At 72.3% G+C, this 12,595-nt stretch carries 10 protein-coding genes; 5 read left to right on the forward strand and 5 right to left on the reverse strand.

The features are described 5' to 3' along the window. Positions 1-30: 30 nt before the first annotated feature. Both ADY59_RS53290 and ADY59_RS10890 read right to left on the reverse strand, forming a co-directional pair. The gene (locus tag ADY59_RS53290; RefSeq protein ID WP_049560908.1) at positions 31-2,250 is read right to left on the reverse strand and encodes a fibronectin type III domain-containing protein; all 2,220 of its coding nucleotides are present in this window, start codon (positions 2,248-2,250) and stop codon (positions 31-33) included. Positions 2,251-2,308: 58 nt separating this feature from the next. Then, positions 2,309-3,700 carry a DUF4832 domain-containing protein gene (locus ADY59_RS10890; protein WP_049560910.1) on the reverse strand — a complete coding sequence of 464 codons (1,392 nt, stop codon included), beginning with the start codon at positions 3,698-3,700 and terminating at the stop codon, positions 2,309-2,311. Positions 3,701-3,845: 145 nt separating this feature from the next. Between ADY59_RS10890 and ADY59_RS10895 the strand changes: the two genes are divergently transcribed. The 5 genes from ADY59_RS10895 (at position 3,846) to ADY59_RS10915 (ending at position 9,340) form a co-directional block, all read left to right on the forward strand. Next, complete coding sequence (locus tag ADY59_RS10895) at positions 3,846-5,207, forward strand: ABC transporter substrate-binding protein (RefSeq protein WP_049560913.1); 1,362 nt, start codon at positions 3,846-3,848, stop codon at positions 5,205-5,207. Between the two features lie 75 nt (positions 5,208-5,282). Continuing rightward, entirely contained in the window at positions 5,283-6,776 is a 1,494-nt protein-coding gene (locus ADY59_RS10900) for a glycoside hydrolase family 36 protein (RefSeq protein ID WP_049560916.1), read from the forward strand. Positions 6,777-6,820: 44 nt separating this feature from the next. Further along, positions 6,821-7,975, forward strand: a complete 1,155-nt coding sequence (locus tag ADY59_RS10905) for an ROK family transcriptional regulator (RefSeq protein WP_049560918.1) — start codon at positions 6,821-6,823, stop codon at positions 7,973-7,975. A gap of 1 nt (position 7,976) precedes the next feature. Then, entirely contained in the window at positions 7,977-8,855 is an 879-nt protein-coding gene (locus ADY59_RS10910) for an AraC family transcriptional regulator (RefSeq protein WP_049560921.1), read from the forward strand. 59 nt (positions 8,856-8,914) lie between these two features. Next, positions 8,915-9,340: an SRPBCC family protein gene (locus ADY59_RS10915; protein ID WP_049560923.1), complete on the forward strand. Its 426-nt coding sequence runs from the start codon at positions 8,915-8,917 to the stop codon at positions 9,338-9,340. Positions 9,341-9,424: 84 nt separating this feature from the next. On the opposite strand, the gene ADY59_RS10920 is transcribed toward ADY59_RS10915, so the two are convergent. From ADY59_RS10920 to ADY59_RS10930, 3 genes are all read right to left on the reverse strand, one after another. Further along, positions 9,425-10,729, reverse strand: a complete 1,305-nt coding sequence (locus ADY59_RS10920; protein WP_049560925.1) for an FAD-dependent monooxygenase — start codon at positions 10,727-10,729, stop codon at positions 9,425-9,427. Further along, entirely contained in the window at positions 10,726-11,871 is a 1,146-nt protein-coding gene (locus tag ADY59_RS10925; protein WP_082310024.1) for a cupin domain-containing protein, read from the reverse strand. The genes ADY59_RS10920 and ADY59_RS10925 overlap by 4 nt, the downstream gene beginning before the upstream one ends. 82 nt (positions 11,872-11,953) lie before the next feature. Then, positions 11,954-12,559 carry a TetR/AcrR family transcriptional regulator gene (locus tag ADY59_RS10930; RefSeq protein WP_049560931.1) on the reverse strand — a complete coding sequence of 202 codons (606 nt, stop codon included), beginning with the start codon at positions 12,557-12,559 and terminating at the stop codon, positions 11,954-11,956. Positions 12,560-12,595: the final 36 nt, after the last annotated feature.

A 12,595-nucleotide genomic window follows, 5' to 3' on the forward strand; every position in this document is an offset into this window, starting at 1 on the left:
CCGGTGACCGGCCCGGGGCGCCGGCGGGTGTCAGCCCGCCGTGATGCCGATCCTGTCGATGTCGGGGGCCCAGGCGGCGGGGTTGGCGATGGTGATGGTGTTGGCGCCGGCGGTGAGGGTGACGTTCAGGGTGCGGACGCCGACGGTGCCCCAGTCGGCGGTGGCGGGGAAGGTGACGGTGGTCGCGGTGCCGTTGTTGACCTTGACGGTGGCCGAGCGGGGTTCGGCCGACAGGTAGGAGATGGTGAGGGTGTGGGATCCGGTGGTGGCGGCGTGGACCTGGTTGACGATGAGGGTCGCGCCGTTGCCGAGGTAGCCGACCTTGGCCCCGCCCGAGCAGGCCGGGCAGGAGGCGACGACGGCGCCGCCGGTCAGCGTGTTGACCGGGCTCTCCGCTTCGAGCGTGGCGGACTTCGTGGTGACGGTGAGGGGTGAGGAGGCGGCCGAGGAGTTGCCCGCGGCGTCGAGCGCCTTGACCGTGTAGGTGTAGGAGGTGGCGGGCGTCAGGCCCGTGTCGGTGTACGTGAGCGCGCCGGTCGTGCCCACCGGGGCGCCGTCGCGCAGCACCCGGTAGCCGGTGACCGCGACGTTGTCTGCCGAGGCGTTCCACGCCAGGGCGGCCGACGTGGCGGTGGACGACGGCGAGGTCAGCCCCGTGGGCACGCTCGGCGCGACCTGGTCACCGCCCGGGCCGACGGTCATGGCGCCGAGCCCGAGCCACCCGTCGGCGTTCTGGGTGGCGTTGGCGAACCGCAGCTTCTTGGCGTTGGCGCTGACGGCCTCCAGCGGGTTCTTCACCCGCATGACGAGCTGGTACGCGCCCCCGGCCACCCCGGACAGGTCGACGGTGGTCGCGAAGTACTGCGGGTAGCCGTGGTCGAGATAGACGGGGTCGGAGCCCGTACCCCACTCGGGGAAGGCCCTGATCCTGCGGGGCATCACCGTGCGCAGATCCCAGGGGGTGTCCCAGGTCTTGACCACGCCGCCGGAGCCGTTCTTCAGGCCCAGCGTCACCGTCCACGGGTAGTAGAACGGGGCCACGCCGTCGTTGCTGATCTGGACGCCGATCTTCGCGGAGCCGGTCGCGGCGTTCGCGTAGTAGGCGTTGGTGACGCTGAGGTTGTAGCCCATGAGCCGCACCGCGGCCGCGACCTTCGGATCGGCCGGGTTGTAGCCGGAGCTCCGCTCGTTGATCTTCCAGGTGGCGTGCTCCAGCTCGATGCACGCCTTCATGTCGTCCACCTGGCCCGAGCCGCCGGGCCAGAAGGAGAAGGCCTGCGACTGGATCTCGGGCCGCACCTCACCGCCCATCGAGTCGGTGATCCACTTGTTCTCCACGCCGTGTTCGAGCGCCCGCTGGAGCTGGGCGTATCCCGCGCCGCCGAGCGATCGGGGCAGGGTCACCCCGGCGAGCGGGCTGCCCTCGCGGTAGCAGAACGAGTCGTCGTGGTAGCCGATGCGCAGGTTCGCGGCCGCCGGTCCGCCGGAGCCCGGGTACCGGACCTCCAGCTTGGTGCTGTCGAAGGCGTCGTCGTACGCCTGCAGGATCTGCGTTCCGTGGGCGTCGGTCGGCATGTAGTCCGGGTAGCCGTCGCCGGTGTCGGAGTCGTACGGCCAGGTGTGCCATTCGCCCCAGAGGCCGACGAGGCCGACGTGGATGAAGCCGATCCTGGGGTCGCCGTCGTAGCGGGCGCCGAACGCGGCGATGAAGTTCCGCAGCGCGGTGAGCAGGTAGGCGTTGTCGTAGTCGGGGCTGGTGGTGCCCCAGTAGGCGTTGGTCCGGTAGCTGACGTGACCGTCGAAGCAGCGCGGGATGGCGTTGGCCGGATGGCTGCCGCTGCCGCCCGGATATTCCAGGTAGAACCGCAGCGCGACCTGGTTGCCGTAGGACGCGCTCTCGGCGAGCGCGCTGTCGACCTGCGACCAGTCGTACGAGCCGCAGTCCGCCGCGTTCGTCATGACTTCGGAGAGCCCGAAGTACGTCCACGTCAGCGCGTGGGGATAGCCCTGGTTCTGGTCGCCGCCCGGGCTGTAGAAGCGGGCGAACCCCTTGAGCGGGTTGTCCACCGGGCCGTCGGCGGGGGCGAGCGGATGGACGGTCAGGGACGGGTCGGGAGCCTGGGGGACCGCCGGTCGCGGCGGCGGGCCCTGCGGGGCCGCCGCCGCGGGCGCCACCGGCGCCGGCGTCAGCAGCACCCCGGCGGCGAGGGCGACGGCGGCACGTAAGGATCGCGCCAGGAGAGGATGCATGGGGTGATGACCTCCGGTGTTGGGATGGACGGGTCCCCCGAGGAGCGGACGGCCCGGGTCAGGAGACCCGGGTCCGGCCGAGTGTGAGCCAGCCGGTGACGGTGCCGTCCTGGCCGGCGTTGGCGAAGCGCAGCGGCATGCCGTTCCGCAGCGGGTTGGCGGCCCGCAGGACCAGCGTGTAGCCGCCCTCGCGCAGGCCGGCGGTGCGCAGGGGGGCGGCGAGCTCGACCGGCGCGCCCGGCATGATGCCGGTCAGCTTCCACGACGTCGTCCAGGTCCTGGCGATCCGGCCGTCGCGGCCGACGGCGGCCACCTGGAGCGGCCAGTCGTAGGCGAACGGGGCGACGCCGTCGTTCCGGACGCGGAGGGCGAGGTCCAGGTGGTGGCGCCGGTGGCCGGTCCGCATCGCGGTGACCCGCAGCCGGTAGCCGAGCGACTTCGCGCCGGCCAGCGCGTTCTCGTAGGCGGCGCCCGTGTAGCCGGGGCTGAAGGCGTAGTGGTTGAGCAGCCAGGAGGCGTGGGTCTGGGTGACGCTCGCGGCGAAGTCCTTGTCCCCGTCGCCGGGGCAGTCCATCGGCGTGTTGAACAGGCAGCCCTGCAGTTCGGGCCGCAGCTCGCCGGCGACCGTGTCGGTCTTCCACTTGCCGGTGGCCCCGGCCTGCGCCATCAGGTCCATGAAGTGCCAGCCGGGCCCCGGCAGGGTGGAGTAGGCGAAGGAGTCGTCGTGGTAGCCCATGGTGTGCGCCTTGTTGTCGGCGCTGGGGTAGCGGACCATGAGCCTGGTCTCGTCGAAGGCCGCGTCGTAGGCGTTCAGCACCCGGAGCTGCCCGGCCTGTGACGCGAACCAGTTCTCAGTCCCCGGGTCCCCGTTGTGCGGCCAGGTGTGCCACTCGCCCCAGAAGCCCAGCAGGCCGAGCTGGACGAACCCCACCCGGGGGTCCCCGTCGTAGCGGTGGCCGAGCGCGGCGATGAACCGGTCGAGCGCGGCGGCCAGGTGCGGGTCGTCGTAGTCGGGCGACACGCTCCGCCCGTCGTTGCCGAAGTCGTCGTACGGGCGGGTCAGCAGGCCCTGATCGAGCAGGAACTGCGGAACCCCGCTGGGCTTGCCCGGATAGTCCAGGTAGAAGCGGAACGCCGCCTGGTGGCCCCGGGCGGCGATCGCGTTCAGCTGTTCCTCCAGGGCCCGCCAGTCGAACCGGTGCGGACCGGTCATCACCGCGTTCAGCGGCAGGTAGAACCACTCCATCGAGTGCGGGAACGTCGTATAGGCGCCCGCGTAGGGGATGAAGCCCGCCAGCGGATTGGCGTCCGGAGCCGCCGCGGCGGCCAGGGGCCGCCAGCCCGGTTCCGCGGCCGAGGCCGAGCTCGTGGCGGGCAGCGCCGCCGTGACCGCGGTCAGGACGGCGACCAGCGCCATCCGTGCGGGCCGGTTGATCGGGGAGTGGGCCATCGAAGCCTCCACATGACGTGCGCCAAGGCATTTATGAGCTAGCCTTGACAAATTTTCGATGAGCCACATCATTATTCGAGAGAGCGAACAAGGCAAGAGGGAACTTTTCCAGCCCTCGGCCCATCCCCCAGGAAGAGGCACCTCGATGATCAACAGGAAGCGGGTCGGCGCGGCGCTGCTGTGCGGGCTGCTGGCGGGCACCGCCCTCACCGCGTGCGGCGGCGGATCCGGGACCGGCGACCCCGCGAACGGCCAGGTCACGCTCGACTACTGGCTGTGGGACGACAACCAGCAGGCCTCCTACCAGGCCTGCGCCGACGCCTTCCACCGAGCGAACCCGAACATCACCGTCAAGATCACCCAGACGGCCTGGGCCCAGTACTGGCAGAACCTGACCACGCAGCTGGCCGCCGGGGAGGCCCCTGACGTGTGGACCAACCAGGTGTCGTACTACCCGCAGTTCGTGGCCAGCCAGCAGATCCTCGACATCCAGCCGTACGTCGACGCCGACAAGGTCGACCTGAGCCAGTACCAGGACGGGCTGGCGGACCTGTGGACCAAGGACGGCCGCCGGTACGGGCTGCCCAAGGACTGGGACACCGAGGCGGTCGTCTACAACAGCGAGATGCTCGACAAGGCCGGCGTCAAGCCCGCAGACCTGGCCGACCTCACCTGGAACCCCGCCGACGGCGGCAGCTTCGAGCAGGTCATCGCCAAGCTCACCGTCGACGACAAGGGCCGCGACGGCCTCGACCCGGACTTCGACAAGGACAACGTCGCCGTCTACGGATACCAGCCGGAGTGGAACGACGGCTCCCAGGGCCAGAACGGCTGGGGCGAACTGGCCGCCGCCAACGGCTTCACCTACCTGGACAAGAACCCGTGGGGCACCCGGTACAAGTACGACGACCCCAAGCTGATCGAGACCATCACCTGGTACAAGGCGCTGACCGACAAGGGGTACGCGCCCCGCTTCGACAAGCAGTCGACGCTCGGCATCGACGCGGTGATGAACTCCGGCAAGGCCGCGCTGACGATCGCCGGCTCCTGGACCATCAACACCTACCTGGGCGACGGCGCCAAGCAGAAGTTCGCGCTCGCGCCGCTGCCCGTCGGCCCGGCCGGAACCCGCAAGAGCGCCATCAACGGCCTGTCGGACGCGATCTGGGCGGGCACCGAGAACAAGGACGCCGCGTGGAAGTGGGTCAAGTACCTCGGGTCGGCCGACTGCCAGGACCTGGTCGCCGGCAACGCCGTGGTGTTCCCCGCGATCAGGACCTCGGCCGAGAAGGCGCTGGCCGCCCACCAGGCCAAGGGCCGTGACGTGCAGGTGTACGTCGACTACACCAAGACCCCCGGCGGCACCTTCCTGCTGCCGATCACCGACCACGGCACCGAGATCAGCCAGATCGTCCAGGACGCCCTGCAGTCGGTCATCCTCGGCCAGGCCGAGCCCGCCGAGGCGCTGACGAAGGCCAACCAGCAGGTCAACGGCCTGTTCGGCTGACCGTTCCATCCTCTGCCCGTTCGGCGGGAGCCATCGGCCACCCGCCGGACGGTCACTGCTGCTCGAAGGAGAACCATGCCCCTGCTCGTCGACCTGGCCGGCCGTGACTTCGCGGTCGAACTCACCGGTTCCGAGCCCCCCGAGCCCGTCCCCGGCGGTCTGGTCCTGCCCCCGGGCCGGGTCGCGATCCTGCACGGCCTCGGCGACGCCCTGTTCTACCGGCACGGCCAGAACTCCTGGAGCCCGTGCGGCTGGCGCCGCCGCAGCGAGCCCCCGCTGCGGATCGCCAACCCCCGGCGCCGCCTGACCGCCGACGACACCGTCTGGGACGACCCGGCCCGCCACCACTCCTCCGCCGTGGCCGCGCTGCAGGGCGCCGACGGCCGGGTGCTGCTGCTGGGCTCCCTCGGGCTGGGCACCCCCCGGCTGGCCGCCGACCACGACACCCTCGCCGGCTGGTGCGAGGACGACGGAGCTCCCTGGTTCGTCGCCTACGGTTCCGAGCAGGAGGTCTTCGCGCGCTACACCGAGCAGCTCGCCGAGCGGCTGGGCAGCAGCGACCGGCTCGCCGGCAACGTGTGGTGCACCTGGTACGCCTACTACGAGGGCATCACCGAGCAGATGCTGAACAAGGACATCGCCGCGCTGGCCGGGCTGCGGTTCGACGTCGTCCAGGTCGACGACGGCTGGCAGCGGGCCGTGGGCGACTGGCAGCCCAACGACAAGTTCCCCTCCGGTATGCGGGCCCTGACCGACCGGATCACCGCCGGCGGGATGAGCGCCGGCCTCTGGCTCGCGCCGTTCATCGTGCTGCCCACCTCGGCGACGGCCCGCGAACACCCCGAGTTCCTGCTGCGCGACGCCGCCGGCGAACCGGTCGTCGCCGGCCACAACTGGGGCACCGGATACTGGGCCCTGGACCTCACCCACCCCGGTGTCCGGGAACACCTCACCCAAATGATCCACCGCGTGGTCCACGAATGGGGCTTCACCTATCTCAAGCTCGACTTCATCAACGCCGGTGCCGTCCCCGGCGTCCGGCACTCCGGCGCGCCCCGCGAACGGGCCTATCGCGACGCGCTCGACCTGATCCGGCGCGTCGCGGGCCCGGAGGTCTACCTGCTCGGCAGCGGCGCCCTGCTGCTGCCCTCGCTCGGGCTCGTCGACGGGCTGCGCAGCGGCCCCGACGTCGCCCCGCTGTGGACCAACTACGCCACCGACGACCCCTCCGACGCGATGGCCTACAACGCCCTGGTGAACACGCTGCACCGGCTGTGGCAGTCGCCTCTCGCCCAGGTCGACCCCGACATCGTCTACTTCCGCAGCCGCCTCAACCTGCTCACCGAGACCCAGATGAGCTGGCTGCGGGACCTGGCCGCGATCTGCGGGTTCAAGGCCGTCTCCGACCCGCCGTCCTGGCTCAGCGCCGACGAGCTCGAGCGCATGGCCGTCTACCTCGCGGAACGGCCCGAGATCGTCCGGAACGGCCGGTACAGCTTCGCCCTCGACGGCCGCACCGTCGACTTCAGCGCGGCGCTGAACCCCGGGCAGCAGTATCCGATCTCGTGAGAGGCCGCTAGAATTTCGCTTTAACAAAGCATAATTGGGGGGTCATGGTGGCCGACGGGGCCGGAGCCGACGTCAGCAAGCTCCGCGAGCTCAACTCGCTCAGCATCGTCCGGGCGATGCGGGGGCAGCCGCCTGCCACCGTCACCGAGCTCGCCGCCCGCACCGGCCTGTCCCGGCCAGGGACCGACGTCGTGGTCCGGGGCCTGGTCACCGACGGGTGGGTGAAGATCGTCGAGCCCGACGGCAGCACCGTCGGCCGTCCGGCCCGCCGCTACCGCTTCAACGCCGGCGCCGGTCACGTGCTCGGCGTCGACGTCGGCGGCCACAAGATACTGGTCCTGCTCGCCGACCTCGACGGACGGGTGCTGCGCCGGCACCTGCTGCCGGTCGAGCCCGACGCGGACCCGGCCGCGCGGCTCGAAGCCGTCGACACCGCCATCTCCCAGTGCCTGACGGCCGCCGGCATGCGGCCCGGCCAGATCTGGGCGGTGACCGTCGGGGTGACCGGCCCCGTCGACGCGACCGGCCGCACCACGCTGTTCACCCCGCTGCCGGGCTGGGCGAGCGTCTCTCCCGCCGAGCACCTCGCCGGCCGGTTCGCCTGCCCGATCCTGGTCGAGAACGACTGCAAGCTCGCCGCCGTCGCCGAACGCTGGCAGGGCGCCGCGCAGGACGCCGACGACATCGTCTACCTGCTGGCCGGCATGCGCACCGGAGCCGGCCTCATCCTCGACGGCACGCTGCGGCGCGGCTACGGGGGAGCGGCCGGCGAGATCGGCGCGCTCAAGGCGGTCCGCTGGCTCTCCGCCCCCTCCCACATCGAGAACTGCCCCGGCGTGCCGGCCGACATCCACCCCAACGACAAGGCCGCCTGGGTCTTCGAACGCGCCCGCGAAGGCGACCGCGACGCCAGGACCGCCCTGCGCCGCTACGTCAAGGACCTGGCCGTCGGGGCCGCGGCCCTGGTGCTGGCCCTCGACCCGCAGGTCGTCATCCTCGGCGGCGGTTACTCCCGCTCCGCCGACCTGCTCATCGACCCCCTGGAGCGGGAGTTGCGCCGCCTCTGCCTGCGCGTCCCCGAGATCAGGGCCTCCGACCTCGGCGCCGACAGCGTCGCCCTGGGCGCGCTGCGCGTCGCGCTGGACCGGGTCGACGCGCGACTGTTCGCCGACGGGATGCCGGCGCCCCTAAACTCGTGAGGTGATCGATTCGGCCGACTTCGACGTGGCGGCCTATGCCGGCTTCGACACCTCCGCCTACGTGCGGCACACGTACAACAGCTGGGACGACGCCGGCTGGCGGTCACTGCTCGTGCAGGGCTTCCGGCACGCGCCCGAGGCCGAGGACCTCGCGCTCCCCGCGGTGTCCGACCTGCACCTCGTGCTCTGCACGGCCGGGAACGCCGACATGCGGACCCACGCGGGCGGGAGACCCGTCCGGCGCCGCTGGGCGCCGGGCCACCTGGAGCTCATGGTCCCCGGGCGCGCCACCTCGCTCAGCTACCGGGCGGCGTCCGGGTTGAGCACCGTTCAGGTGCACATCCCGGCGCCGGCCGTCCGGCGGGCCGCCGGAGCGCTGGACGGGCCTGAGCCCGACTTCGAAGCCCTGTCCGCCGGCCTGCGGGCCGGAGACCCGGTGGTGGAGCAGGTCCTGCGCGCACTGCCGGGCGCCGGCGCCGCCGGTGACCTGTACGCGGAGTCCGCCGCGGCGTTCCTCGCGACGCACCTGCTGGCCCGGGGCCGGGACGAGCGCCTGCCCGGCCCCGAGCACGCCGCCGTCCGCGCGGGCATCGCCGTCATGCGGGAGCGCCTGGCGGAGCCTCTGACCCTGGCCGTCATCGCCGCCGAGGTCCACCTGAGCGTGTACCACTTCGTCCGCGTCTTCCGGGACGCCACCGGGGAGACCCCGCACCGCTACCTCACCCGGCTGCGCATCGAGCGGGCGCGGCGGCTCCTGTCGACCACCTCCCTCAGCGTCGAGCGGATCGCCCGGCGGTGCGGGTTCGCCGGCCCGGGCGCGCTGTCGTCGGCCTTCCTGCGCCAGACCGGCGTCCGGCCCTCGGCCTACCGCAAGAACTGATCGATCCTCGGCAATCGCGCGCATGTCCCCGGACGGCGGCGGTGCCTACGGTCGGGGACATGCCGTACTCCTACCGCGTGACCGCGCGTTCCCAGGCCGCTCCCGGCGCCGTCTACGCGGCGCTCGTCCGGGCGGCCACCTGGCCGTCGTGGTCCCCCATCGACTCCGCCGACGTCGACGGCGACCCCGAGGTGCAGCGGATCGGCGACACCAGGATCTTCCGCACCGGCCGGAGCGTCTCCCGGGAGCGGATCGTCGACCTGGTCACCGATCGGCGGTTCGTCTACGACAACGAGGGCGGGCCCTTCCGGTCCTACCGAGGGACCGTCGATCTCGCCCCGGCGCCCGCCGGGGGCACCGACATCACCTGGTCCGCCGTCTTCGACCCCCGGCTGCCGCTCTCGGGCGGTTTCTGGCGGTGGTACCTGACCCGCTTCATGCGGCGGATGGCCGACGGTCTCGCCGAGTACGCGCACCGAGGATGAACTGCGCACGAACGTCTCGGCGGAACTCCCGCGCGTCATGCACGGAGCGGCGGAACGGGACAGAGCCGGACGGCGGGTGAGTCCTCAGGCGCGGGCGCGCGCCTCCCGGCCCGCGTCGCCGGTCGGGCCGAGGACGTCGGCGCGATCCAGCGGGATCGGCGTGAACATCGGCGGCTCCTCCTCCGGCGTCAGCGCCGTGGGCCCGTAGATCCAGTCGGTGAAGGAGTAGTCGCGGATGTCGCGGGCCCGCAGGAGCGCGTTGCGCCGGAGGCGGGCGTCGCCGTCCAGATGCCACAGTTCGCCCCACGCGCGGGCCGTCGTCACGACGCGCCGGCAGTGCTCGGACCGGACGGCCTCGTAAGCGGCGAGGGCGCCCCGCCAGTCGATCGAGCCGTCGCCGGCGCGGCGCGCGGCGACGTGCCTGGCCAGCACCCAGCCGTCCTCGATGGCCATGACCGCGCCCTGCGCCAGATACTGCAGCGGCGGGTGGGCGGCGTCGCCCAGCAGCGCGACGCACCCGTCGACCCACGTCATGATGGGGTCGCGGTCGTACATCCGCCACCAGCGGTCACGCCACATCAGCGGGATGCCGGCCCGGACGTCCCGGCAGGTCCCGGCGAAGGCGTCGTCGAGCTCGTCGGGCGTGCCCCAGTCCTGTTCGCCCGCCAGAGCCTTCGGCGAGCGGAAGACCGCCACCTGGTTGAGCATCTCGCCGCCGCGCAGCCCATAGCGGACGAAGTGGCAGTGCGGGCCGACGTGCACCGAGACCTCGCCGAGGTCGACGTCCCGCCCGGCGCGTTCGACGGGGATGGCGGCACGGTAGGCGACGTAGGCCGAGCTGACCGGCTCGTCGCCGGACAGGAGCCCGCGTGCCACCGAGTGCAGGCCGTCGGCGGCGATGACGATCCGGGCCTCGTCGGCGCGGCCGTCCGCGAGCAGCACCCGGGCGCCGGAGGCGGTGTTCTCGTAGCCGCTGACCCGGGCGCCGGTGATCAGGTCGACTCCCGCGCCCCGGCAGGCGCGCAGGAAGATGCCGTGCAGGTCGGTGCGGTGCATGACCATGTACGGGAAGCCGTACTCGCGTTCCAGGTCGGCCAGGTCCAGGCGGGTCAGTTCGCGCCCGTCGACGGCGTCGCGCATCACCATGCTCCCGGGCAGCACGCCGAGACTCCTGGCCTCGTCGAGCAGCCCGTACTCGTGCAGGATCCGGGTGCAGTTGGGCGCGATCTGGAGACCGGCGCCGACCTCGCCGAACTCGCGGGCCGCCTCCAGCACGCGCACCCGCACGCCCTCGCGCGCGAGCGCGAAGGCGGCGCTCAGGCCGCCGATGCCGCCTCCGGCGATCAGGACGTCCACCGGCCTCGCCGGCGGGCCGGCGGCGACCCTCATCGGGCGCCCCCTTCGACGTGAGTGCGGTTGAGCCGGAGGGCCTCGAAGACCGGGGCGTCGCTGAACCGGAACAGGTCCAGCGCGCCGGAGCCGGAGTCGGTGGAGCCGGCCTCGGACCGGGCGGAGAAGGGCTCCCAGGAAGGGACGACGAACAGGTCGCCTCGGCTGACCGACCAGGACCTGGCGCCGACGGTGACCGTGCCGGAGCCGTCGAAGACCTGGTAGACCGACGATCCGGTCTCGCGTACCGGGGTGGTCTCGGCGCCGCGGACGACGCGGTGGGTCTCGACCCGGATCGTGGGCAGGACGTCGCCCCCGGTGGCCGGATCCGTGTACCGTACGGCGGCGTGGCCGGGCTCGACGGTGCCGCCGAAGCCCTCGGCCTCCAGGGAGAGCTGGTCGGCCAGGGCGCGATCGGTGAACTCCCACTTGTAGGACAGCAGCGGGGTGCCCGGGCCGAGTTCGCCGACGGACAGCGGGCGCAGCCCGGGGTGGGCCCACAACCGCTCGGACCGGGACCGCTCGGGCGTGATCCGCTCGGCGTCGCCGATCGCGTCGCGGCCGGGCTCGAAGAACTGCGATTCGGTTACGTACTGGAACGGGATGTCGAGGCCGTCGATCCAGGCCATCGGCCGGTCGGTCGCGTTGTGGTGGGCGTGCCAGTTCCAGCCGGCCTGCGGCAGGAAGTCGCCGCGGCGCATCGGCACGGCGTCGCCGTTCACGACCGTCCACACGCCCTCGCCCTCGACGACGAAGCGGAAGGCGTGCTGGGTGTGGCGGTGCTCGGGGGCGTCCTCGCCGGGCATCAGGTACTGGATCGCGGCCCACAGCGTCGGGGTCGCGAAGGGGCGGCCGCCCAGGCCCGGGTTCGCCAGCGCGATCGCCCGCCGTTCGCCGCCTCGGCCGACCGGGACGAGGGCGCCGGCCCGCTCGGCGAGCCCGCGCAGGTTCGCCCAGCGCCACAGGTGCGGCACCGCCCGGGACCGGGGATGCGCCGGCATCAGGTCGCCGATCTCCGTCCACAGCGGCACCAGCAGCTCCTGCTCGAAACCTCGGTAGAGGTCTTCGAGCGCGGGGGTGACGTCGGGCTGGCCCGGCGCGTCGGCCGCGTGGAGCCGCACCGGGGAGTCTTGGGTGCTCATGCGGCCCATGCTGCTCCTGGCGCACTCTGCAGAACAGCCAATTCTGCTCTGCGGAACCCGCGCCCGGTTCGGCCCGGCGTGGTCAGGGCTTGACGAGCGCCCGTACGAGGGGCTCGATGACCCGCGTGAGCTCGTCCCGTGCCGTGGCGTGGTCGGTGGCCGCGTTCAGGTACAGGGCGGCCTCGTCGGCGATGGCGAGCAGGATGTGCCCGAGCGGCTTCACCGGCAGCGGGAGCAGGGTGCCGTTCGCGACGCCCGCGGCGAGCACCGACTCGATCAGCCCGAGGATGTGCGGCTGGCAGATGGCACGCCAGCGCACCCAGCCGAGCACCGCCGGGCCGTCGATGAGCACGATCCGCTGCACGTCGGCGCTCCCGCAGGCGTCGAGCCAGGCGTCGACCGCGCGCCTCATCGTGGTCACGAAGTCGGCCTCGCCCTCCGCGAGCACCGCCGTGGCGAGACTCCGCGTGACCTCGCCCTCGACGTCGGCGAGGACGGCGGCGAACAGCTCGGTCTTGTCACCGAACTGGTGGTACAGGGCGCCCCGGCTGACCCCGGCCTCGCGCACCAGCGTCTCGGTGCCCACGCCCGCGAAACCGTGCTCGGCGAACAGCCTCCGGCCGGCCGCCACCAGCGCCGCGCGGGTGGCGGCCGTCCGCTCCGCTTGCGTTCTCGCTGAACTTTTCATACAGTCTGTCCGTAAGTTTCATACACACTGTATGTT

It is taken from the genome of Nonomuraea sp. SBT364, from assembly GCF_001083785.1.
GTDB lineage: Bacteria > Actinomycetota > Actinomycetes > Streptosporangiales > Streptosporangiaceae > Nonomuraea.